At 41.4% G+C, this 23,884-nt stretch carries 19 protein-coding genes; 17 read left to right on the top strand and 2 right to left on the bottom strand.

Going from position 1 to position 23,884, the window contains the following annotated elements; genetic code table 11:
- Positions 1–120: 120 nt before the first annotated feature.
- Positions 121–1,320, top strand: a complete 1,200-nt coding sequence (locus tag AC4PG5_RS04685; protein WP_492030283.1) for a uracil-xanthine permease family protein — start codon at positions 121–123, stop codon at positions 1,318–1,320.
- A 127-nt stretch (positions 1,321–1,447) separates the two neighbouring features.
- On the opposite strand, the gene AC4PG5_RS04680 is transcribed toward AC4PG5_RS04685, so the two are convergent.
- A complete protein-coding gene (locus tag AC4PG5_RS04680; protein WP_492030282.1) occupies positions 1,448–2,800 on the bottom strand; it encodes an MATE family efflux transporter in 1,353 nt (450 codons plus the stop codon).
- 298 nt (positions 2,801–3,098) lie between these two features.
- Between AC4PG5_RS04680 and AC4PG5_RS04675 the strand changes: the two genes are divergently transcribed.
- The 8 genes from AC4PG5_RS04675 (at position 3,099) to AC4PG5_RS04640 (ending at position 13,958) form a co-directional block, all read left to right on the top strand.
- A complete protein-coding gene (locus tag AC4PG5_RS04675) occupies positions 3,099–5,900 on the top strand; it encodes an NPCBM/NEW2 domain-containing protein (protein WP_492030281.1) in 2,802 nt (933 codons plus the stop codon).
- Positions 5,901–5,961: 61 nt separating this feature from the next.
- A complete protein-coding gene (locus AC4PG5_RS04670) occupies positions 5,962–6,612 on the top strand; it encodes an HAD family hydrolase (protein ID WP_492030280.1) in 651 nt (216 codons plus the stop codon).
- 179 nt (positions 6,613–6,791) lie between these two features.
- Entirely contained in the window at positions 6,792–7,613 is an 822-nt protein-coding gene (gene panB / locus AC4PG5_RS04665; RefSeq protein WP_492030279.1) for a 3-methyl-2-oxobutanoate hydroxymethyltransferase, read from the top strand.
- A gap of 6 nt (positions 7,614–7,619) precedes the next feature.
- A complete protein-coding gene (locus AC4PG5_RS04660; protein WP_492030278.1) occupies positions 7,620–8,771 on the top strand; it encodes an MFS transporter in 1,152 nt (383 codons plus the stop codon).
- Positions 8,772–8,976: 205 nt separating this feature from the next.
- Entirely contained in the window at positions 8,977–9,978 is a 1,002-nt protein-coding gene (locus AC4PG5_RS04655; protein WP_492030684.1) for a YitT family protein, read from the top strand.
- Between the two features lie 784 nt (positions 9,979–10,762).
- Positions 10,763–11,023, top strand: coding sequence for a hypothetical protein (locus tag AC4PG5_RS04650; protein WP_492030277.1), 261 nt, complete (start codon positions 10,763–10,765; stop codon positions 11,021–11,023).
- A 47-nt stretch (positions 11,024–11,070) separates the two neighbouring features.
- Entirely contained in the window at positions 11,071–11,955 is an 885-nt protein-coding gene (locus AC4PG5_RS04645; protein ID WP_492028354.1) for an IS3 family transposase, read from the top strand.
- Between the two features lie 860 nt (positions 11,956–12,815).
- A complete protein-coding gene (locus AC4PG5_RS04640; RefSeq protein ID WP_492030276.1) occupies positions 12,816–13,958 on the top strand; it encodes an acyltransferase family protein in 1,143 nt (380 codons plus the stop codon).
- Between the two features lie 344 nt (positions 13,959–14,302).
- Here the strand turns inward: AC4PG5_RS04640 and AC4PG5_RS04635 are convergent, their stop codons facing one another.
- Positions 14,303–16,516, bottom strand: coding sequence for a RelA/SpoT family protein (locus AC4PG5_RS04635; protein ID WP_492030275.1), 2,214 nt, complete (start codon positions 16,514–16,516; stop codon positions 14,303–14,305).
- 106 nt (positions 16,517–16,622) lie between these two features.
- On the opposite strand from AC4PG5_RS04635, the gene AC4PG5_RS04630 reads away from it, so the two are divergent.
- From AC4PG5_RS04630 to atpF, 8 genes are all read left to right on the top strand, one after another.
- A complete protein-coding gene (locus AC4PG5_RS04630) occupies positions 16,623–18,140 on the top strand; it encodes a DUF4301 family protein (protein WP_492030274.1) in 1,518 nt (505 codons plus the stop codon).
- Between the two features lie 53 nt (positions 18,141–18,193).
- Positions 18,194–19,360 carry a formate-dependent phosphoribosylglycinamide formyltransferase gene (gene purT / locus AC4PG5_RS04625; RefSeq protein WP_492030273.1) on the top strand — a complete coding sequence of 389 codons (1,167 nt, stop codon included), beginning with the start codon at positions 18,194–18,196 and terminating at the stop codon, positions 19,358–19,360.
- Between the two features lie 421 nt (positions 19,361–19,781).
- The gene (gene atpD, locus AC4PG5_RS04620; protein WP_492030272.1) at positions 19,782–21,305 is read left to right on the top strand and encodes a F0F1 ATP synthase subunit beta; all 1,524 of its coding nucleotides are present in this window, start codon (positions 19,782–19,784) and stop codon (positions 21,303–21,305) included.
- Between the two features lies 1 nt (position 21,306).
- Entirely contained in the window at positions 21,307–21,555 is a 249-nt protein-coding gene (gene atpC / locus AC4PG5_RS04615) for an ATP synthase F1 subunit epsilon (RefSeq protein WP_492030271.1), read from the top strand.
- 14 nt (positions 21,556–21,569) lie between these two features.
- The gene (locus tag AC4PG5_RS04610; protein WP_492030270.1) at positions 21,570–21,995 is read left to right on the top strand and encodes a hypothetical protein; all 426 of its coding nucleotides are present in this window, start codon (positions 21,570–21,572) and stop codon (positions 21,993–21,995) included.
- Positions 21,992–23,089 carry a F0F1 ATP synthase subunit A gene (atpB, locus tag AC4PG5_RS04605; RefSeq protein WP_492030269.1) on the top strand — a complete coding sequence of 366 codons (1,098 nt, stop codon included), beginning with the start codon at positions 21,992–21,994 and terminating at the stop codon, positions 23,087–23,089. Before AC4PG5_RS04610 ends, atpB begins: the two co-directional genes overlap by 4 nt.
- 26 nt (positions 23,090–23,115) lie before the next feature.
- Positions 23,116–23,370: an ATP synthase F0 subunit C gene (gene atpE / locus AC4PG5_RS04600; protein ID WP_492030268.1), complete on the top strand. Its 255-nt coding sequence runs from the start codon at positions 23,116–23,118 to the stop codon at positions 23,368–23,370.
- A 9-nt stretch (positions 23,371–23,379) separates the two neighbouring features.
- On the top strand, positions 23,380–23,883 hold the full coding sequence (atpF, locus tag AC4PG5_RS04595; RefSeq protein WP_492030267.1) for a F0F1 ATP synthase subunit B: 504 nt from the start codon (positions 23,380–23,382) through the stop codon (positions 23,881–23,883).
- The last annotated feature ends 1 nt before the right edge of the window (position 23,884 follow it).

Genomic DNA, 23,884 nt, shown 5'->3' with positions numbered 1-23,884 from the left:
AATGGCATTTTCTTTTTAAAAAAGATCTTTTTGAGATTTTATGCGACAGCATTTCTTTGCAAAATGATGTGGTTTTGGCTGAAAAGTATTAATTTTGCCCGTAAATAACTCAATAATTTTATGGATTCGAATAACCTTTCTCCTTTGCGTAAAGGGATCGTCGGTGTGCAATTTCTTTTTGTAGCCTTTGGTGCGACCGTACTTGTTCCTTTATTAGTGGGGCTTGACCCTTCAACAGCTTTGTTTACGGCTGGTATCGGTACTTTAATCTTCCATGCCGTGACTCGCGGAAAAGTGCCTATCTTCCTTGGAAGTAGTTTCGCGTTTATAGCGCCCATTATTAAAGCAACTGAACTTTACGGATTGGCCGGGACCTTGTCCGGTATGATTGGTGTTGCCATCGTTTATTTTGTGATGAGTGCTTTGGTTAAATGGCAAGGTGTGAAACTCATTGAACGGTTGTTCCCTCCTGTGGTTATCGGCCCTGTGATTATTCTTATTGGTTTGTCGCTTGCCGGTGTTGGTGTCAATATGGCCAAAGAAAACTGGGTGTTGGCTCTCGTCTCACTCGTTACTGCAGTTGTGATTTCGATGAAAGCCAAAGGGTTATTAAAGTTGATCCCAATTTTCGGAGGAATTATCGTCGGTTACCTTGTGGCTTTTGTTGCATACGACCTCGATTTGTCGGGTGTGCGCGATGCGGCTTGGTTCGGCTGGCCTCATTTTGTATTCCCGGTATTCTCTTGGGAACCGATCTTATATATGATGCCTGTTGCTATCGCTCCTGTGATCGAGCATATCGGTGATGTGTATGTTGTTAATACGGTTGCAAAAAAAGATTTTGTAAAGGATCCAGGCTTACATCGTACTTTATTGGGCGATGGATTAGCTTGTTTGACAGCCGGATTCTTGGGAGGCCCTCCTGTGACCACCTATTCAGAGGTGACCGGCGCAATGTCGCTGACTAAGATTACTAATCCGCAAGTGATTCGTATTGCAGCCATTACTGCCATCATCTTTTCCGTAATCGGTAAGGTAAGTGCTCTATTGAAATCTATACCTAGTGCTGTTTTGGGTGGTATCATGTTGTTGCTCTTTGGAACAATCGCTTGTGCCGGTATCTCGAACCTCATCAATAGCTGTATTGATTTGAGTCGCACTCGTAACATTGTCATTGTTTCTTTGACCTTGACCATCGGTATCGGTGGTGCAGTCTTGACGTTCGGACAGTTCTCTCTATCCGGCATTGGTTTGGCTGCTTTGATCGGAGTTCTCCTTAACTTGATTTTGCCTAACGACAGTGAAAGCGAGAATAAATAATTCCATGCTATCGGATGCTATATTGATCATAGACTGATCTCGATACCATTTAAATAAAATCAGCCCTGCTACCATTTGGTAACAGGGCTGATTTTGTTGAGAGCAGCCCCCTTGTGTGAGATTACTCCTATATTCTATTTATAGCTTTTTCCTTCTTAATGTAAATCATTAAACTGGCCATGGCTGTGATAAATGCTAAACCGTCGGATACCGGCATGCTCACCCAAATACCTTTCAGTCCCCAGAAATGAGGGAAGATTAGCAATCCGGGCAACAAATAGACCAATTGGCGGGTTAGCGATAAGAAGATACTGATTTTAGCCTTACCAATGCTTTGAAAAAAGTTAGAGATCACAATCTGTGCACCGACTAACGGGAACATCAAAATCCCGTATCGTATTCCTTCTACAGCAATGTTAATCAGTTCGTCATTATCCGTAAAGATGGCCGAGACCCCATGTGGAAACAATTCACAGATGATGAATCCGCTACTAGTGATCACAACTCCCGAAATGATACCCAAACGTAAAGTTCTCTTCACCCGTTCGTGTTGTTGAGCCCCAAAATTATACCCGATGATCGGTTGCATGCCCATGGTTAAGCCAATCACAATCATGACATAAAGCGTTAGCAGGCGGTTGATGATGCCATATGCTCCCACAGCCATATCCCCTCCGTGCGCTTGTAAGCCGTTATTGATAATGATCACGATGGCGCAGGCACAAACGTTCATTAAGAAAGGTGACATGCCTATGGCAAAGATATCTTTTACGATCGAACGCTTTATTCGCCAGATATTTCCTTCAAAATGCACCATGTTCCTTTTATCGGCAAAATGGTGTAACACCCAAACCATACCAATGGATTGTGAGATCACTGTGGCGGTAGCCGCTCCCTGCATGCCCCATTCAAATTGGAAGATAAAAATCGGAGCGAGGATAATATTAGCAAATACCGTAACCATTGAAGTCAGCATAGCCTTTTTCGGATATCCCGTTGACCGCATTACATTGTTTAATCCGATCATGGTATACGATATCGGAGTGCCAAGCAAGATGACTTGCATAAAACTCCTGGCATAGGGCAGTGTCTCGTGGCTAGCACCGAAAAACATTAAGATGTCGTCTAGAAAGATGAAAGACATCAGTCCAAACACGATCGAATTGATCAGACACAAGCTTAAGGTATGTGATAAGATTTCGGTGGCCCCATTGACATCCTTCTGTCCCAATCGGATCGATGCAATAGTCGACCCGCCGGCCGATACCAGCATACAAAAGGCAATCACCAGATTCATTAAGGGAAAGCTAACTGCCAATCCCGCAATAGCGATAGCTCCGACACCATGACCGATAAAAATACTATCGATAATGTTGTACATTGATGTTAGCGTCATTCCGATAATTGCCGGAATAGAATATTGTAATAATAGTTTTCCAATGGGAACCGTACCAAGTACGTGTGGGTCATTTTTACTCATTACCTATTGAATTTGTTACTTGGGTTAAGTTTATATTCTGAGAAGAATATCTTTTAATCTTTTTCTTGCGCGACAAAGTTACGAATTATTTGGCTGATTTGACTATGATTTGGAATTTTGACTCTCTTTTAATCCCTTTGAGATCTTTCTTTAGAGCCAACAACAGAGAAGACTCAACTAAACCTGCAAAACTAGCCGATAAACTGGAAATCTTTTTTTAATTTTGTAGATCAGACTTTCTATAAATACTAAAAAGACCAACTCGCAATAAAACACAAAATTATTAAGTAAAAATTCTATGACTAAAACGACCCTTTTATCTCTTATGACTTTCTGTTTCTCTCTTGCGGCTCAAGCCGAGGGAGTCCGGTTTTTACATGAATTAGATTTGGGAAAAGCCTATCAACAATTTGGTGGTCCACTTGTTGGAGAATCGCCCATGGGGACGATACCAACCGTTGCCGGAGTAAAACACCCCAATACTGTTTGTGTTCATAGTCGAAGCGTTATAAAAATCAATTTAAAGAAAAATGGGTTGATTTTAGAAGGAGGAATTGGTGTAGCCGACCATCATATCGATTATTCGGCTAAAGACATGACTTCAATCTCGCTCGTAGATGGCAAACGGATGTTTTATCAGTTGACCCAACAGTCGAAAAGATTTGTTGGGATCGAAGGTGCAGAAGGAAAGGTCGATCATGGCAAAGTACTCTTTAAGGTTGTTGGAGATGGAAAGACCCTCTATTCAAAAGTCATGAGACAAGGTGATGCGATGGAGAGTCTAAAGCTTGAAATTAAAACGATTGAAACTTTGGATCTAATTGTTGAAGATGGTGGAGATGGAAATAGCGGAGATTTTGCCTATTGGATCAATACCTCGATTAAATACTTTGAGATTCCCCCGGTAACAGTCAGTCCTGAGTACGTCGGTTCGGTGGGTACGATGAGTGCAAAGACCAAAGAACATCTTCGCAAACAAATCGATCGTCTTCAAACCATCAGTCAGCCACTCGAACAGCCCACTTATGATTGGCTTCTTGACGGTGAAAAAGCAAAAGCCAATGTTTACGCCACAACTGATGGTCAAAGCGTGGTCTTGTCGAATGGACTCATTGCAAGAACGTTTCGCATCTATCCGAATCTTGCCACGATCAACTATCTCAATCAGATGACCGGAGAGAATATGTTACGGGCAGTGAGTGGTGAAGGCTCGGTACAGATCGACGGGAAGAATTATTCCATTGGCGGTTTGCGAGGTCAAACACAGAGAGGATATATCCAAACAGAATGGATAGACGATATGACTCCCATACCAAACTCCTTTATCGTAGAAGATTTGAGTGTAACTCCGATCATAAAAAGCATGAAATGGACCCCTAAACGATGGGCTTTAAATAAAACCCTACCAACAGGAAAGTCACTCACCTTTGTACTGAGAGGGCAAGGAGAATTGGCAAAGGTCGTTATTAAGCTTCATTACGATTTATACGATGGGCTTCCCACCATACGAAAATATATGGAGATCATCAACGAAAGTGATTTACCGTTCAACTTAGATCAGTTTAAATTAGAAGAGTTAGCGTTTGCCGAGCCTGAGAGTCCTGTTAGCGGTGATCCCAAAACCTTCCGATTGCCCAACATCTGTGTGGAAAGCAACTATGCTTTTGGCGGCTTCACGGAGAAAGAGTCGACCACTACCGTTAAATGGGTTACGGATCCCTCTTACACTTCGCAATGCAACTATGCCTTACAAACACCTTGTATCTTAGACGTGTCATTACCTATTGGTCCCGATCAGTTAGTGTCGCGAACCTCGCCGTTTACTTCAATGGAAGTTTATGAAATGCCATACGATAGCGATGACCGTGAACGTAAAGGACTCTTTAAACGTCATTTTTACAGAACTGTAACCCCTTGGCTCACTGAGAATCCTATTTTCATGCACCTCATCAGTATTGATCCTAAAATTGTTAAGACAGCTATCGATCAATGTGCCGAGGTTGGATACGAGATGATCATACTCAGTTTCGGAAGTGGAGTCAACATGGAGACCAACGATCCCAATCATATCCGTCAGTTAAAAGAATTAGCCGATTATGCCCATAGCAAAGGCATTGAGATTGGTGGATATTCGCTCTTGTCGAGTCGATGGATTAGTGATGAGGTTGACGTGATTAACCCGGCAACCGGTAAACGTGGCGGTATGATATTCGGCTCATCGCCTTGTTTGTGTAGCGAATGGGGGTACGACTACTTTGCGAAAATAAAATCCTTTTATGAACAAACCGGGTTTAGCGTATTTGAGAATGACGGTTCCTATCCGGGTAACGTTTGTGCTTCGGTTAAGCATACCTATCACACCGGATTAAAAGATTCCCAGTGGAAACAATGGAAGAAGATCACCGAGCTTTATGGTTGGATGTGTGAGCAAGGCATTTACACCAATATTCCCGATTACTATTTTCTCACCGGATCGAATAAGACCGGGATCGGATATCGAGAAGTGAATTGGAGTCTTCCTCGAGAACAACAGTTAATCCTTGGGCGGCAAGTGAATTATGCCGGCACATACGATCGTTTAGCTTCGTCTTGTTGGACATTTGTTCCGCTGACAGAATACCAAGGTGGTGGAGATGTCGCAACGTTAGAACCTCTGGAAGAGCATATCGATATCTATAAGCAGCATATGATACAAAATTATGGTTCTGGAATACAAGCGTGTTATAGAGGCCCTAGACTATACGATACTCCAAAGACTAAATCCATGGTTAAGGAGGTTGTAGACTGGTATAAGAGATATCGCGTGATACTAAACCGTGACATTATTCATTTGCGGAGACCAGATGGGCAAGATTGGGATGGTTTTCTACATGTTCATCCTAAAGGTAAAGAGAAAGGATTAGCCCTGTTTTTCAATCCAACCCATCAAGAGATGACTCGAGTGATTACTCTACCGTTATATTATACGGGGTTGACAAAAAAGGCGTATATTCGCCAAGGAGAAGGCAAACCAAAGAAATACGTATTAGATCGAACGTTTAACTGTAAGCTGACTGTAACCATTCCGGCTAACGGATATACTTGGATGGTTATAGAATAACCGAATGGTTCGCTTTCGTTCTATTTCTGATTTTATATCTAACTAACTAAATGATTAAACGATGTGTAATTTAAACAAAATAGTGACTTTATTCGATTTTGACGGAGTGATTATGGATACTGAATCTCAATACACTTTGTTCTGGAATCGAATGGGAGAGGAGTTTCTCGGAGTGGAAAACTTCGGTCCCGACATCAAAGGACAAACCATGGTGCAAATCTACGACCGTTACTTCAAAGGGAAGCCCGATGAACAACGAACCATCAGTGAGCATCTCTATGCCTATGAACATGACATGAGTTATGAATATATTCCCGGTGCAGTGTCTTTCATTGACGATTTGAGAGCCCATGAGGTGAAAGTTGCCATTGTGACCAGCTCCGATGAACGAAAGATGGATCTGATCTACGATAGACATCCTGAGTTGAGAACGATGGTCGACGTGATCTTGACCGGTGAACGATTTGCACGTTCTAAGCCTGCTCCCGATTGTTTCTTATTAGGTATGGAGCAGTTTGAAGCGTCGCCGAAGCAAACCTTTGTTTTCGAAGATTCTTTTCACGGATTGAAGGCCGGGATGGACTCGGGAGCTACCGTTGTTGGCTTGGCCACCACCAACTCTCGTGAAGCGATTTCCGACCATTCGCATTTTGTGATTGACGATTTCACTCGGATGACATATTCCAAACTTGTTGAACGCAACTTCGAATAAGTCGTTATTTGAGTCTAAAAATCCCTTGAAATGCTTTTTAGCACGTAAAAAAGGGTGTGAATTATGAAATCTTTTCTTTTCTTTATTTGTTCTTAATTAAATGTTGTAACTTTGCGCCCAATTTCGGTTAAAAAAAGATTTGGATAATTAATTTTTATAAATCACAAAACTTAGAAAACATGGCTGGTTATATATCAGATGACACAAGAAAAGTGACAACTCATCGCCTGGTTGAGATGAAACAAAGAGGCGAAAAGATATCTATGCTAACATCGTATGACTATACGATGGCCCAAATCGTCGACGGTGCGGGTATTGACGTTATTTTAGTTGGCGACTCTGCTTCGAATGTTATGGCCGGTAATGTCACTACATTGCCAATTACTCTTGAACAAATGATCTATCACGGCAAATCAGTTGTTCGTGGTGTAAAGCGCGCAATGGTCGTTGTCGATATGCCATTCGGCTCTTATCAAGGTAATGAAATGGAAGGATTAGCTTCGGCTATTCGTATTATGAAAGAGAGTCACGCCGATGCTTTGAAACTTGAAGGTGGTGAAGAAGTGATCGATACCGTAAAGCGTATCTTAAGCGCAGGTATTCCAGTGATGGGCCATCTCGGTTTGATGCCTCAGTCTATCAATAAATACGGAACTTATACTGTACGTGCAAAAGACGATGAAGAAGCTAATAAGCTGATTAAAGATGCTCATTTGCTTGAAGAAGCCGGCTGTTTTGCACTCGTTTTAGAAAAGATCCCGGCTAGCTTAGCTGAAAGAGTAGCTTCCGAATTGACCATTCCGGTGATCGGTATCGGTGCCGGTGGCGAAGTTGACGGACAAGTATTGGTGGCCCAAGATATGTTGGGTATGAACAACGGTTTTCGACCACGTTTCTTGCGTCGATATGCCGACCTCTATACGGTAATGACCGATGCAATCAGTCGTTACATCTCGGATGTGAAGAATCGTGATTTTCCTAATGAGAAGGAACAATATTAATCATTTATGGCTGCAAGATTGTGGACCAATCAGTTTATGAAGGTATCTTTATCTAACTTTCTGTTATTTACATCCCTATATATGCTATTTCCTGTTTTACCACAGGAAATAGCTGAACATTTAGGTGTGAACGTCCAGCAAACAGCCCTAATGTTCTTGTTTTTTACGTTAGGTATGTTGGTTATAGGCCCTTTCCACGCCTATATTATTGATGTTTATAAACGGAAGTATATTTGTATGTTAGCTTCGGCGTTAATCGCTGTCTCTACGTTAGGCTACGGTTATGTCGAAAATGTCACGGAAGTGATGGCTTTAAGTGTGGTGCAAGGTATGGCTTTTGGTATGGCAACGACTGCAGGCATAACCTTAGCTATCGACATCACAAATTCTTCCTTGCGAAGCATTGGAAATATTGGCTTTGCATGGATGGGACGTCTAGGAATGATTACAGGAGTCGCATTAGGCATCTCGTTTAATCATCAGATTCCTTTTATGCATTTCTTGTATGTCTCTTTAGGCATTGGATTGCTTGGTGTTCTGTTTATCTCGCGGGTGTATGTCCCGTTTAGAGCACCAATAACGAATTGCTTATGTTCGTGTGACCGGTTCTTATTACTTCGGGGCTGGGTTCCGGGTATTAATCTTATTCTGTTGACCTTTATCTTGGGTCTATTGATTGTTTTCCCACATTCATTCACCCTCGTATCGGTACAAAATATGCAGCTTTCTGTTCCCTTCTTCGCTTTAACGGTAGTTGGCTATCTCGCTTCAATGTCGCTTTCTCGACTGAAGTTGATTAAAGATAAGACTCTACATGTGGTTGTTTTAGGACTTTTGTTTATTATGATCGCATTGATCTTCCTTGGTTATGGAACCGTTATCATTCCTGCTGCCATCTTGCTTGGATTAGGCTTTGGACTGACCATGCCTGAATTCCTTGTGATGTTTGTGAAACTATCCAAACATTGTCAGCGCGGTACAGCTAATGCGATGCACCTATTATGTTGTGAGATCGGTATCTCGCTGGGTATTGCTACTTCACTGCTGACCGATGACAAAGGATCGGTTTTATTGATGAGTCGAATTGCAATCTTAGTGGCTTTGCTGTTCTTTGTACTCATTACTTATCCGTATTTCTTGAAAAAGAAAGTACGATAAGCTGACAAAGAAGCTTTTTGCTTATCAAAATAAAATATAGCCTCGTTTATCGAGGCTTTTTTTTGAATGTTTTTCAAGTAAATCCCTCTTAAATTAAGATTATCACGTCGTTTTGAAAATTTATCTTTAATATCTGTTTCTCCATATTTGGATTGTTTGTATATTTGCTGCATGAATATGTATATCTAATAATATGGGAAATAAAATGTCTGTTTTGAGAAAAAAATGTGAGCCGGCCTTGCACTTAAATTGGTGGCTTTCATGGGGAGGAATCTTGATCGGTTGTACAATAATGGCTGCCGGTTTTGTGTTTTTCATTAACCCTTATAATATTATTCCGGGTGGGGTATATGGTGCGAGTATTGTGCTCCATAATCTATTTCCCAGTGTTCAAGTCGGTACGTTCGGGTATATGTTCGATATCCCCTTGCTGATCCTCTCTTTATTGTTATTAGGTGCACATTTAGGCTCTCGCACGATAGTGGCAGCCTTATTGACCCCTTTTCTCATGAACATGATGTCGCATCTTGTTTATCCTACCCAACAAGCTCTCGAAAAGTTAGACCCGGCGCAGCTTTTAGGCGGAAGCATGGATATGACCCAACACTTGATGTTGACCACTATCATTGGGGCGGTTGTGATTGGTGTTGGACAAGGTATTGTGGTACGCAATAGAGCTACTACCGGAGGAACAGATATCATCAGCATGATCATCCAAAAATACTTTCACATTCGCTTTTCTACAGCTATCTTGATGGTCGATGCCTTGGTCGTTGGTTTCGGATTGATCGTTATTGGCTTTGGAGTCGGTACTTCGAACGGAGATTCTTTAACTCCTTCGTGGCATCTCTCTTTCTATTCATTGATCTCTATTTTTGTCATCTCTAGAGTCTTGGCTTATGTCATTAACGGAGCGAAAGATGATAAGTTGATCTTTGTGATCAGTGAGAAGAAGATGATTGAATTCCATCAATTCATCTTGAAGGATCTTGACCGCACAGCAACTTGTATCAAGAGTAGTGGTCTCTATACGGGGGCTGAGAAGGAGATGCTTTTCTTGGTGGTTAGTCATAAAGAGGTAACTAGGGTGAAGCATAAAATAAAAGAATCCGATCCCTCTGCTTTTGTTGTGGTGACCGATGCTTACGATACCTTTGGTGAAGGATGGAAGCAGTTACCTTCAGTTGGAGAACTACAGCCGGAATAGGATATCAAAATGAAGTATATTATTATTTTTTCACTCTTGCTTTTAGTTTCATGTAATCAAAAGCAGGCGGTTCATACAGATTCGGATGTTATAGTAGAATCTTTTTTCAATACTTACAAGAATCAAAGTCCGAAGGTGGCATTAAACGAGATATTTGCCACTAATAAGTATTTTGAGATAATGCATTCTCAAAGCGTAGATGAGGTAAAGGATAAATTGCTTTCTAGTGTGGATTCTATAGGAGAATATTGTGGGTATGAAATTGTATCAAGGCGTACCATCGGTCATTCTTTAATACATTACTCATGTGTGCTTAAATATGAGATACAACCTATTAGGTTTATGCTCACTCTCTATAAACCTAAAGACAAATGGTTATTGTTCAATTTCCAATTTTGCATGAGCTTTACAAACGAGTTAGATGAGTCATCTCAGTTTTATTATATAAAATGACGACGGAAAAGCCTGTGCTATGATTAGTGGGGGACTTCAATCCTTTTTTTATATTTATGGTTACTAAATGTATAGTATTATAAATTATACAAACTAAATTATGAAAATTATTGGTTGATTCCCCTTGGTCTACTCATCTTATCAATAAAAAGAAAAGTAGTCAACCTGAATTATTACTAAGTTTAACTAGGGTCAACTCATCTTATCAATAAAAAAAGAAAGAGTCAACCTGAATTAAAAGTAAGTTTAATCAGAGTCAACCGACAGGATGAATAAGACAAAAAACGGTCAACCAAAATAGTTAACTGACAGTCTGTTAATTTCTGAGATTATGCAAAAAATGGAGTGCAGTCGTACGTCGATTTATCGAGCTTTAAGTATCTTTGAGTCAGACAACCCTCAAATCGCCGAAATGATGAAAAAAGAAGGCAAATCTGTAATCCCAGAAGATTACAAACGACTCTTATCAGAGATCACCAAACTAAAGAAGGAACTCGCTCAAGAGCGTCTACGTGGTGATTTCTATGCAGAGATGGTTGAATTGGGCAAAGACGTTTATGGTCTTGACTTAAAAAAAGCTGGCACCAAGTAGCCTATAGACTTCACACACGGGATGAAAAGCGTTATCGTATTCTTCCCATGTGTCGCCTACTTGGTGTAACCAAGCAAGCCTATTACAAGCATGAGAATACGCTACTCTCTACTCTTGCTCGAGAAGCCTTTGTCGTTGAGTTTATCAAAGAAATTCGAGTCAAAGATCCTGGAATTGGAGGCAGCAAACTTTGGTTGATGTATCGTACGAGGTTTGGAGAAAAGAACAGCGTGGGCTATAATCGCTTCTATGATATTATAGAACGCTATGGTTTGAAAGTCCGCAAGCGTAAGCGTCGCGTTCTTACCACAGACTCTAGGCATCATTTCCCGATTTATCCCAATCTTATCAAAGACTTCATACCGGATGCTGCTTGCCAGCTCATGGTTAGCGATATAACCTATCTGCCTCTGTGGATAAATGAGCAAGGTGAATATACCTTCTGCTATCTATCTTTGGTTACTGACTATTACAGCAAAGAAATCATCGGATATAGTGTTGGGAAAACTTTAGAGACTAAATATACGTTAGAAGCTTTAAAAATGGCTCTAAAGCATTATAGCAAAAAAGGATTTGATCATCTTGTTCATCATTCGGATCGTGGGGTACAATATGCAAGTTATGTTTATACCAACCTGTTAAAGACACACGGTATAGTTATAAGTATGACTGAAAGTGGTAATCCCAAAGATAACGCTGTGGCCGAACGCATAAATAATACCATAAAGAATGAACTGCTTAAAGGAATGGAGTTTTATACCATAAATGATTTGAAAAAAGCTTTGCATTTGGCCATAGAATTCTATAACAACGAACGCCCACATTGGAGCTTAGAAGGCATGACGCCTAAACAAGCTGCTCAATGCACAGGGGAATTAAAGAAGAAATGGACTAGTTATAGAGAAATTGCCATTAAAAGGAAGTATGCATAAAAAATAGAATAACTTTGCATGACTTCTTAATATTATCTGAGCAGAAAAGCGCAACTGCTAAATAAATGATTTACTTGACTTTTTATTATTTGATATCAGTGTAGTCAACTCATCTTATCAATAAAAAGAAAAGTAGTCAACGTGATTTATTAATAAGTTTAACTAGGGTCAACTCATCTTATCAATAAAAAAAGAAAGAGTCAACCTGAATTAAAAGTAAGTTTAATCAGAGTCAACCGACATGGTGAATAAGGCAAAAAACGGTCAACTAAAATGGTTAACTGACACTGACAGTCTCTAGGCATAATAAAGTACGGCCGTTGCGGCGCTGAGGTACGGTTGTTATCGCGCTGAGATGCGGTCGTTGTAGTTTCGGAGTACGGTCGTTGTGCCGCTGAGATACGGTCGTCATGCCGCTGAGGTACGGTTCTTTTTATCTCACATTTTGTTGCTTATCTTTCACCCTCTCTTAGTTATCCGACAAACGGTTTCTTTGAGGTTTTTATTCTCGTCTTTTGATTTCTGGTTTATTGTATTGATACCGCCTGAATCGCTAAAAATGGTGCGGTGTGGTAAGAAAATAGCACACTGTGATAAAAAAATAGCACGCTGTCGTAGTAGAATAGCACAGTGTGCTAGTAAAATATGACAATGCCATTTTTAGTCTTATAAGGGGGACTCTTTCTCATTTTAACAGCATGTTTTGATATAAATATTTATCGGAAGAACATCCTCCCTTTAAAAAATAGTCTTATTTTTGTTTCAATTAATATTTTCTATTCTCCTAATTCCCTTCCTAGTTTGTCATATAAAACTAGTGAAGAAATTATAGTAATAACCAATACGTATAAGTATTTTTTATGGAACAACACAATCCTTCTTTAACACTGACTCAGAAACCACACTATGTACTTCTAAATGGTTTAAGAGGAGTCGCAGCTCTCTTTGTTATCTTATTCCATCTTGGCGAAGGCTTTGCCACAAGCCCTATGGATCAGTTCTGCAACCATGGCTATCTTGCCGTAGATTTCTTTTTCATCTTATCAGGCTTTGTGATAGGTTATGCCTATGACGATAGATGGAAGGCAATGGGTATAGTAACTTTCTTTAAACGCAGGTTGATTCGATTGCACCCCATGATTATTGTGGCGGTTGTCATTGGTGCGATAAGTTATTTTATTCAAGGCAGCGTAAAATGGGATGGTACATCCGTGGCGCTATCTACCGTGATGATAGCTTTTGTACTTAACTTATTTTTAATCCCGAGTTTGCCAACGGCATCGACTGATTTACGTGGCTATGGTGAGATGTTCCCATTAAATGGTCCTACCTGGTCTTTGTTTTTTGAATATATTGCTAACGTGATGTATGCTTTGTTCTTACGCAGATTGCCAACTAAAGTGTTAGGGGGATTTGTCATTGCTACAGGTGCAGCATTATTGTGGTATGCTTTGACGCAAGCAGGTTATGGGCACATGGGCGATGGTTGGAGCTTAGCAGGCACGCAGTTCGGCGGTGGTATGTTAAGAGTTACATTCTCATATTCTGCTGGCTTATTCATCTCGCGCATCTTTAAACCGTTGCGTTGCGTAAAAAATGCTTTCTTGATTTCTAGCTTAAGTATCGGATTTATCCTTTTTATGCCTCATTTGGGAGGCGAGGATGCCACTTGGATGAATGCCATTTACGACACGGTTTGTATCGTTCTGTTTTTCCCATTGATACTTTACTTTGCAGCCTCATCAAAGCAAATGGGCACCAAAAAAACAAAAATGTGCAGTTTGCTTGGTGATTTATCTTATCCTCTGTATCTGATTCATTATCCTTCTATGTATTTATTCTACGCATCTGTTTGGAAGAATAACTATACTTTTGAGCAGGTATGGATGGTTGCAGTTGGTCTTGTCATTTTTAATATTGTATTAGCTTATGCTTGTCTTAAACTATACGACTTGCCTATTAGAAATTATTTATCAAAGAAATTTCTAAATCCCAAAAGATAAACATGATTTCAATTCTAATTTCTATCAGATGATAAAAAGATATTCATGGAATTGATTCTTTGAAATAAGGTTATTCAGGTCGAATGGTAGATAAAACATCTGCCACCTATCTGTCACCCGATCTGCAACGCTATAACTTGTTGATTATTAAATTGTTTTATCTTAAAGTGTGTAGGGTTGCAGATATTTCTCAAAAAACAATAATTATAGGAGAGGTGATTATACACGAATAAGTTAAAAGCCCACCGTTCTTTTTATGAGATGAAAGAACGGTGGGCTTAATCTATTTATATGATATACACATGCATAAAAACTCTTTTCAATTTAAGTTTTTATTTATCGTACTAGTTTCTATTAATACTTTTTACCCCTTTTACCGTACGTAGCTTTTTAATCAGAGCTTCGAGTCGTCCCGTGTCGCCAACCATGACGGTAAGCGTTCCGGAGAACAGACCATCGTGAGAGTCTATGCCGATGGAGCGTAAGGTGATTCCATTTTCTTTCGAGATGATCGAGGTAATGTTAGTGACAATACCGATATCGTCATGGCCAACGATTCTAAGCGTGATAGGGTATTGAGTCCCTTGCGACTTGCCGGCCCAACGAGCTTTCACGATTCTGTAGCCAAAACGTTCGCGCATCTGTCCCGCATTGGGGCAGTCCGATCGATGGATCTTAATTCCTCCGGTTACGGTGACGAAACCAAAGACGTCATCTCCATAAATAGGGTGACAACATTTGGCTAATTTGAATTCCAAACCTTTTAGGTCTTGGTCGATAACGAGTACGTCTTCTTTGGCCTTGGCGTCTTCGAGCATGGTTGGTTGTAGGTTATAACCTTCCGCACTGCGATAAGTAATGTCATCGTGTGAATCGGTGTCTTTCTTTTGTAGCTCAACGTATTTGTCTAGGATATCGTTGACGTCCAAGGTCTCGTCGGCCAATTTCTGATAAAACTCGGTCACATTCTTAAAGCCAAAACGCTTGATGAGACGCATCATCACAGCCTCATCGTACTCTAGTTTACGATTTTTGAATTTACGTTCTAAAGTCTCCTTGGCAAAGTCGATCTGATGGGCAGTCATCTCTTTTAAAGCCTGACGAATCTTGGTTCGTGCTTTCGAAGTGGTGACGATGGATAACCAGTCGCGTTTGGGCGTTTGGGTGTTCGAGGTCATGATCTCGACCTGATCGCCACTATTGAGCTTTTGTTTCAGCTGTACGTTTTTACCGTTCACTTTGGCGCCAATACACTTGCTTCCCAATTTGCTGTGGATGTGGAAGGCAAAGTCGAGTACGGTTGCCCCTTTCGCTAGCTTGAACAGGTCACCTTTTGGGGTGAAGACAAACACTTCGTCTTCGTAGAGGTCCATCTTGAACTGATCCATCACTTTCATGGAGTCGCTGTCGGAGTTCTCTAAAGCTTCACGAACGGAGGTTAGCCATTCGTCAAGTCCGCTTTCGCCTTTAATCCCTTTATATCGCCAGTGAGCGGCCAATCCTCGTTCGGCAATGTCGTCCATGCGGCGGGTACGGATTTGAACTTCAACCCACTTTCCTTCCGGTCCCATCACGGTGATGTGAAGCGACTCGTAGCCGTTGCTTTTGGGAATAGAGAGCCAGTCGCGCAAACGTTTTGGATTAGGCTGATACATATCGGTAACGATAGAGTAGGCTTGCCAACACTCTTGCTTTTCTCTGTCCGGTGCCGAGTCGATGATGATACGGATCGCAAAGAGATCGTAGATGTTCTCGAAAGAGGTCTTTTGCTTCTGAATCTTGTTCCAGATGGAATGGATCGATTTGGTTCGTCCTTTGATTTCGAAAGTCAACCCTTCGGCTTCTATCTTTTGTTTGATCGGATCGATAAATGCAGCGATGTAACGGTCGCGTGAAGCTTTGGTCTCGTTAAGTTTGTCTTTGAGGTAGTAGTAGGTCTCTTTTTCTCTATACTTCAATGAGAGATCTTCTAACTCCGATTTGAGCTTATAGAGTCCGAGCTTATGAGCCAAAGGGGCGTATAGATAGGCCGCTTCGTTGGCAACTTTCAAACGGGCTTCTTCGTCCGAGGCGTTCTTGATCTGCCGCATGATGTTGACTCGATCGGCAATCATAATCAGAATGACGCGCATGTCTTCGGCAAACGATAGAAGGAGGTTGCGGAAGTTTTCGGATTCGATGGCCGGGCTCTTGGTGTAGAGTTCGTTGGTTTTTACCAAACCTTTAATGATCGAAGCGACATCTTCGCCAAATTCGTCTTGAACGTTATCTATGGTGAGCTGACCGTTTTTTACAATTTCGTGCAACATGATGGCGATGATGCACGACCCTTTCATCCCGATCTCATCGGATACAATGATCGCGGTTTGAAGGTCGCGGATGACCGGATTCATATTGAAAGTGCTACGTTGTAGTTTTTTACATTCTACAGCTGCCGAGAGGTGCTTCTTTAATTTTTGACAATCTTGCCAAAAAAGACTCTCTCCGGCCGATCGCAAAATTTGCTTGTAAAGCGAAAAGAGTAACCTTTTATCTTCAATAGTAAAAAAATCGTTCATAGTTAATAGTCTTTATTCGACGTAAAATTAGTTTTTTTCTTTATTATAGAGCAATAAGTAAATAACATTTTGTATTTTTGTTCATCATTTAATTAAAAGTCGTATTATGATAACAGCACAAGATAAAGAGATGTTTGCTCTTAAGGGTATTTCCGAAGCGAAGATCGCTGAACAACTGGCTTGCTTTGAAAATGGCTTTCCTTTTTTGAAATTAGAAGGGGCTGCTTCGATGAGTAAAGGCATAAAAGTCCCCGACGATGATGAGAAAGAGACTTATGTGAAGCAGTGGCGTGCGTATAAGGAGAAGAAGAGGAGCATTACTAAATTTGTCCCGGCTTCCGGAGCCGCCAGCCGAATGTTTAAAAATCTGTTCGAGTTTCTAGAGTCTGAATCGGAGTTTCCTGTGGAACGTTTTGAGAAAAAGTTCTTTGATGGAATGTCCGATTTCGCTTTTTATGACGATTTAGATGAGGCTTGTTGTCGCTTGTTCGATCGAAATATAGAGACTTTACTGCAGCAGAATCAATACAAATTGGTGGTTCGGGCACTCTTGGAGAAAGAGGGCTTGAATTATGGGGCTTTGCCTAAAGGATTACTTAAATTTCATCGCTATCCCGATGATGTACGTACGCCGCTTGAAGAACATCTCGTTGAAGGGGCGTTGTATGCTGCTGAGAATGGGGGAAAGGTGAATGTTCATTTTACGGTATCTCCCGAACACCGTGAATTGTTTGAAGAACTGGTTCGTTCGAAAAAGACTGTTTATGAAAAGGCTTATCAGGTGGAGTATGTGATTTCTTTCTCCGAGCAGAAGTCGAGTACGGATACGTTGGCGGTCGACTTGAATAATGAACCGTTCCGCGATCATGGGGCATTGGTGTTCCGACCGGGAGGACATGGGGCGTTGATCGAAAATTTGAATGATTTGGAGGCCGATGTGGTCTTCGTGAAAAATATAGATAATGTGGTGCCGGATCGATTGAAAGCAGATACAGTACTTTATAAAGAGGTTATAGCGGGAGTTTTGGTGGATCTTCAAGAAAAGATTTTCCGCTATCTTGAATGTCTGGATCGTGGTTCGTACACCAACGAAGAGGTGCTTGAGATCTTACACTTTGTTCAGAAGGAACTGTGTTGTAAGAATCCGGAGACGAAGTTGTTGGAAGATACGGAGCTGGTGATCTATCTGAAGAATAAACTTAACCGTCCGATACGGGTTTGCGGAATGGTGAAGAATGTCGGTGAACCGGGTGGGGGACCGTTCTTGGCTTATAATGCGGATGGAACGATCTCTTTGCAGATCTTGGAAAGCTCGCAGATCGACATGACTGATCCGGAAAAGAAAACGATGTTCGAACAGGGAACGCACTTTAATCCGGTCGATCTGGTTTGTGGTATTCGGGATTACAGAGGTGAGAAGTTCGACTTATTGGACTTTGTCGATAAATCGACGGGATTTATTTCTCAGAAGTCGAAGAGTGGACGGGAGCTGAAGGCTTTGGAGTTACCGGGACTGTGGAATGGAGCAATGAGCGACTGGAATACGGTTTTTGTAGAGGTGCCTCTTTCTACTTTTAATCCGGTGAAGACGGTCAACGATTTATTGAGGGAACAACATCAATAGGAATTAGGTTTTTTAGATTCTATTTGCAACAAAATACAATACACTTCAAAGAAATGAAAAAAATACTTTTGCTTGGCTCAGGAGAATTGGGTAAGGAGTTTGTGATTTCTGCACAACGTAAGGCGCAGCATGTCATTGCATGTGATTCGTATGCCGGAGCACCGGCTATGCAGGTAGCCGATGAGTTTGAGGTTTTCGATATGCTCGACGGTGAAGCTTTGGATCGCGTCGTGAAGAAGCATGGTCCGGATATTATCGTGCCGGAGATTGAAGCGATTCGTACCGAACGCTTATACGATTTTGAAGCTCAAGGTATTCAAGTAGTGCCGAGCGCTCGTGCGGTGAACTTTACCATGAATAGAAAGGCCATACGCGACTTGGCAGCTAAGGAACTTGGATTGAAGACTGCAAAGTATTTCTATGCGACATCGCTTGATGAATTGAAAGAGGCTGCAACGAAGATCGGTTTTCCGTGTGTAGTGAAGCCTTTGATGTCTTCGTCGGGGAAAGGGCAGTCGTTGGTGAAATCGGCCGATGAACTGGAACACGCTTGGGAATATGGATGTAGCGGAAGCCGTGGAGATATCCGTGAATTGATTATCGAGGAGTTTATTCGTTTCGATAGCGAGATTACTCTGTTGACGGTGACGCAGAAGAATGGACCGACGTTATTCTGTCCTCCTATCGGACATGTACAAAAGGGTGGCGATTATCGCGAAAGTTTCCAACCGGCTTATATCGATCCGGCACATTTGAAAGAAGCGGAGGAGATGGCCGAAAAGGTGACTCGTGCTTTGACTGGTGCCGGTCTGTGGGGTGTGGAGTTTTTCCTTAGTCATGATAATGGGGTTTATTTCTCTGAATTATCGCCTCGTCCACACGATACCGGTATGGTGACTTTGGCGGGGACTCAAAACTTGAATGAGTTTGAATTGCATTTGCGTGCGGTGCTTGGATTGCCTATTCCGCATATCAAACAGGAACGTATCGGGGCTAGTGCGGTGATCTTATCGTCAATCTCTAACGAAGAGTGCCCTAACTATAGAGGATTAGAAGAAGTTACTGCGGAAGAGGATACTTATGTACGTATCTTTGGTAAGCCGTTTACTCGAGTGAATAGACGAATGGGCGTGGTGCTTTGTTATGCACCTGTCGGTAGTGACTTAGATGCTGTACGTAATAAAGCGAAGCGAATAGCCGAGAAGGTCGAGGTTTACTAGGCATCGACGTCTATCAATTGATATAAAAGTATATCCCATGCTGATCTAAACAAGATTAGCATGGGATCTTTTTTTTGTGAAAATGAGATTTGACAGTTCTCTGCTTTTATAGTGCTCTTGGTGGTGTATAGACTACTTTTCCTTTGTATTGTTGGCTTTTTGAAAGCTTTTCGAACACATTTGTGAAATGCTTTTTTAGTTTTCATAATGAGGGGAGAGGACGGACGAAAAAAAAACAGTATTTAGTGAACAATGAATGAGATTTCTTTTTACATTTGTATAATTGCTTAATCAACTATTCTTTTAAGCAATCCTTAAATCAATAGCATCGTTTGTAGTACAACCTTTGAAGAACACAATCATCGCACTACACGATCAATAAGAAAACGTTGAAGAATTATTAAATAAAGAAAGGTGGTTTATGTCAGAGATCATAGGGCATATTTCTCAGGTTATCGGACCTGTCGTTGATGTCTATTTCGAAGGAACAGATGTAGACTTGGTCTTACCTAGTATTCGTGAGGCTTTAGAGATAAAAAGGCCTAATGGAAAGATACTGACCGTTGAAGTTCAACAACACATTGGAGAGAATACCGTTCGTACGGTCGCAATGGATAGCACCGATGGATTGCAGCGAGGCATGAAGGTGTACAATACCGGTAGCCCAATCATGATGCCTATCGGTGAACAGATCAAGGGAAGACTCCTAAATGTGGTTGGAGAACCGATTGATGGATTATCCGATTTGAGCAATGAACAGGCTTATTCGATTCATCGCGATCCCCCAAAGTTTGAGGATTTAACGACTGAACAGGAGATCCTACTCACAGGTATTAAAGTGATTGATTTGCTTGAGCCGTATGTGAAAGGGGGTAAAATCGGTTTGTTCGGTGGAGCAGGTGTGGGTAAAACGGTCTTGATTCAGGAGTTAATCAATAATATTGCTAAAAAACATCATGGCTTTTCGGTGTTTGCCGGTGTTGGTGAACGAACCAGAGAAGGGAACGACTTGCTTCGGGAGATGATTGAGTCCGGAGTCATTCGTTACGGAGAGGAGTTTAAGAAAAGCATGGAGAAGGGGCAGTGGGACTTGTCGAAGGTCGATTATGAAGAGATGAAGAAATCGCAGGTTTCTTTGATCTTTGGCCAGATGAATGAACCGCCGGGAGCTCGTGCTTCTGTGGCTCTATCGGGACTGACTGTCGCTGAATCGTTTCGTGATGCCGGGTCTGAAATGGAAAGACGGAATATTTTGTTCTTCATTGATAATATTTTCCGTTTTACTCAAGCGGGGTCTGAGGTTTCGGCGTTGCTGGGACGTATGCCTTCGGCTGTAGGGTATCAACCGACGTTAGCGACTGAGATGGGAGTGATGCAAGAACGAATCACTTCTACAAGAAAGGGATCTATTACTTCTGTACAGGCCGTTTATGTGCCTGCTGACGATTTGACCGACCCGGCTCCGGCAACGACATTCTCTCATTTGGATGCTACAACTGTTTTGGATCGTAAGATTACTGAACTTGGCATTTATCCGGCAGTCGATCCGTTAGCCTCTAGCTCCCGTATTCTTGATCCGAATATTGTTGGCCAAGAGCATTATGACGTGGCTGAACGAGTGAAACAGATTTTACAACGTTATAGAGAACTGCAGGATATTATTTCGATCTTAGGTATGGAGGAGTTATCGGAAGAGAATAAGCTTACGGTTCACCGCGCACGTCGGGTGCAACGTTTCTTATCACAACCGTTTGCTGTTGCCGAACAGTTTACCGGCGTTCCCGGGGTGATGGTGCCTATCGAAGATACGATAAGGGGATTTAGTATGATTATGGACGGTGAGGTGGATGAATTACCCGAATCGGCATTCTTGAATGTAGGTACAATAGAGGAGGCTATAGAGAAGGGGAATCGGATGTTGAAACAGTTGGACGGTTGGCAGTAAGATGGACGATTTATATTTGAATATTGTATCACCCGAAAAGAGCATCTTTGAAGGAGAAATTAGCCGGGTTACCTTACCCGGAACAAAGGGCTCGTTTACTATATTACCTCAACATGCACCTATCATCTCTTCTTTGCGAAAAGGATCACTATCGTATGTCACAATGGATGGTGAGGAGTGTAAATTAGAGATAAAGGAAGGGTTTATTGAACTGAGTAATAATGTGGTTTCGGTTTGTGTAAATGTATAAAAGAACAAACGATCATGATGAACGAAATGAAACGTCGTGGAAAGTACTATTTTATGAAATGGCATACTTTGGGGGCTTTGCTTTGTGGGGTGATTGGAGCTTTGATTCTCATTCATGGCATTCCCGGAGCCCAGTATTTTAAAGCATTTCCAATGGTTCCGATCTATTTCTATTTATGGGGATCGCTGAGTATCTATTTATTCGATTATGGTCAGCGACAGATGCCTAAGAAAATACTCTTGATTTATTTAGGAATTAAGAGTGTGAAGATGATTTTGTCGATTCTCCTATTAATCGTTTTTACAATCCTTGATCCTGAAGATGGGCATGTCTTTCTATTGACGTTTGTAGCGTTTTATTTGGTTTATCTCGTTTTTGAGACTTGGCTGTTCTTTTCATTCGAGAAAATGATAAAAGGGAAATATAGAATAGAACAATGAGTGGGTATTTAAAGATTATCGTATTAATAGGTTTTGTTTTTTTAGGGATAAGTCCTATAAATATGCAAGCTCAGTCGCTGAATTCTCCTGTTCAGGAAGAGGAGGGACAGATTGAGGTAAAGGATATTGTCTTTGACCATATTGGTGATGCTTACGAATGGCATATTACCAGATGGGGCGAGAGGGATATTGTTGTGCCATTACCGATCATTGTTTATAGTTCGATGAGTGGTTGGCATTGTTTCTTGTCGTCTAAACTAGAAGAGAATCGTGGGGTTTATGAAGGATTGTATATTGCGACGAGTGGCTCCAAATATGAAGGGAAGATTGTTGAGAAGAACCGGTTAGGTGAGGAAGTACGACCTATCGATATTTCTGTGTCTAAAGTGGTTCTGGCTCTGATGGTGAATAGCTTGATTGTGATCTTCATTGTGTTAAGAGTTGCTCATTGGTATAGAAGGAGAGAGGCTGATGATCCTGCACCGAATGGTTTTGTCGGCGCTATTGAAATGTTGATCGTTATGATCTACGACAATGTGATTAGACCTTGTGTCGGACCTAATCATGCTCGGTTTGCTCCTTATTTGCTGACTGCATTTTTCTTCATCTTTATTAATAATCTGATGGGATTGATTCCTCTATTTCCGGGAGGTGCTAATGTGACCGGTAATATTGCGGTGACCATGGTTTTGGCTCTTTGCACTTTTGTTGCGGTCAATGTCTTCGGATCAAAGATGTATTGGAAAGAGATTTTATGGCCTGATGTGCCTTGGTGGCTGAAAGTACCGCTTCCTATTATGCCGGTGATTGAGCTATTTGGCATATTTACCAAGCCTTTTGCTTTGATGATTCGTCTATTTGCAAATATGCTGGCGGGACATATGGCCATGTTGGTGTTGGTCTCACTCATATTTATTTCAGTAAGCATGGGGCCGGTTTTAAATGGATCGTTGACCATTGCTTCGGTTTTGTTTAATATCTTTATGAATGCCCTTGAATTGCTTGTGGCATTTATACAGGCTTATGTATTTACCATGTTGTCGTCTGTCTTCATCGGATTGGCGCAACCTGCTGAGGAGGAGAAAAAAAGATAAAAGTATAAATCTTAAAAAATAAAGTTATGTTATTGACAGTATTATTACAAGCAACAACTGCTGTTGGAATTAGTAAATTGGGAGCAACTCTTGGAGCTGCTATTGCAGTAATCGGTGCAGGATTAGGTATTGGTAAGATTGGACAGGCAGCTATGGAAGCTATCGCTCGTCAGCCTGAAGCTGCCGGAGATATTCGTATGAGTATGATCATTGCTGCAGCATTGATTGAAGGTGTAGCTTTACTTGCTGTTGTGGTTTGTTTGTTAGTGTTCTTTTTATAATTAGAGAGTATGTCATTATTGTTACCCGATAGTGGTTTGTTATTTTGGATGCTGTTTTGTTTTGGGGTGGTCTTTTTCATCCTAGCAAAGTATGGCTTCCCGGTAATTATTGCCATGGTCGAAAAGCGGAAGGCCTATATTGACCAATCTCTTGAGGTTGCTAAAGAGGCTAATGAACAATTAGTGACTTTGAAGCAAAAGAGTGAGGCGATTGTGGCTGATGCGAATAGAGAGCAGGGGCGTATTCTTAGAGAAGCGATTGAGGAGCGAGATCGAATTATTCGTGACGCTCGTCGACAAGCCGAAGTTACCGCACAAAAAGAACTTGATGGAGTTAAACGGCAAATACAACTTGAGAAGGAGGAGGCTATTCGCGATATCCGTCGACAAGTTGCGATGCTTTCTGTCGATATTGCCGAAAGGGTGATCCGACAAGAACTTAGCAAGGAAGAGGCTCAGATGGGAATGATCGACCGCATGGTGGACGAAGTGATTACTCGTAGTCGAAATTAAT

This window comes from Bacteroides sp. QWL-09 (assembly GCF_058683585.1).
Note: the sequence above shows the minus strand (reverse complement) of the source record. Positions and strands in the feature narration are given on the sequence as shown.

Excerpts from the sequence above, each read along its gene's own strand:
- AC4PG5_RS04685 (WP_492030283.1), top strand. The coding sequence starts at position 121 with ATGGATTCGAATAACCTTTCTCCTTTGCGTAAAGGGATCGTCGGTGTG.
- AC4PG5_RS04680 (WP_492030282.1), bottom strand. The coding sequence starts at position 2,800 with ATGAGTAAAAATGACCCACACGTACTTGGTACGGTTCCCATTGGAAAA.
- AC4PG5_RS04675 (WP_492030281.1), top strand. The coding sequence starts at position 3,099 with ATGACTAAAACGACCCTTTTATCTCTTATGACTTTCTGTTTCTCTCTT.
- AC4PG5_RS04670 (WP_492030280.1), top strand. The coding sequence starts at position 5,962 with ATGTGTAATTTAAACAAAATAGTGACTTTATTCGATTTTGACGGAGTG.
- panB (WP_492030279.1), top strand. The coding sequence starts at position 6,792 with ATGGCTGGTTATATATCAGATGACACAAGAAAAGTGACAACTCATCGC.
- AC4PG5_RS04660 (WP_492030278.1), top strand. The coding sequence starts at position 7,620 with ATGGCTGCAAGATTGTGGACCAATCAGTTTATGAAGGTATCTTTATCT.
- AC4PG5_RS04655 (WP_492030684.1), top strand. The coding sequence starts at position 8,977 with ATGTCTGTTTTGAGAAAAAAATGTGAGCCGGCCTTGCACTTAAATTGG.
- AC4PG5_RS04650 (WP_492030277.1), top strand. The coding sequence starts at position 10,763 with ATGCAAAAAATGGAGTGCAGTCGTACGTCGATTTATCGAGCTTTAAGT.
- AC4PG5_RS04645 (WP_492028354.1), top strand. The coding sequence starts at position 11,071 with ATGTGTCGCCTACTTGGTGTAACCAAGCAAGCCTATTACAAGCATGAG.
- AC4PG5_RS04640 (WP_492030276.1), top strand. The coding sequence starts at position 12,816 with ATGGAACAACACAATCCTTCTTTAACACTGACTCAGAAACCACACTAT.
- AC4PG5_RS04635 (WP_492030275.1), bottom strand. The coding sequence starts at position 16,516 with ATGAACGATTTTTTTACTATTGAAGATAAAAGGTTACTCTTTTCGCTT.
- AC4PG5_RS04630 (WP_492030274.1), top strand. The coding sequence starts at position 16,623 with ATGATAACAGCACAAGATAAAGAGATGTTTGCTCTTAAGGGTATTTCC.
- purT (WP_492030273.1), top strand. The coding sequence starts at position 18,194 with ATGAAAAAAATACTTTTGCTTGGCTCAGGAGAATTGGGTAAGGAGTTT.
- atpD (WP_492030272.1), top strand. The coding sequence starts at position 19,782 with ATGTCAGAGATCATAGGGCATATTTCTCAGGTTATCGGACCTGTCGTT.
- atpC (WP_492030271.1), top strand. The coding sequence starts at position 21,307 with ATGGACGATTTATATTTGAATATTGTATCACCCGAAAAGAGCATCTTT.
- AC4PG5_RS04610 (WP_492030270.1), top strand. The coding sequence starts at position 21,570 with ATGATGAACGAAATGAAACGTCGTGGAAAGTACTATTTTATGAAATGG.
- atpB (WP_492030269.1), top strand. The coding sequence starts at position 21,992 with ATGAGTGGGTATTTAAAGATTATCGTATTAATAGGTTTTGTTTTTTTA.
- atpE (WP_492030268.1), top strand. The coding sequence starts at position 23,116 with ATGTTATTGACAGTATTATTACAAGCAACAACTGCTGTTGGAATTAGT.
- atpF (WP_492030267.1), top strand. The coding sequence starts at position 23,380 with ATGTCATTATTGTTACCCGATAGTGGTTTGTTATTTTGGATGCTGTTT.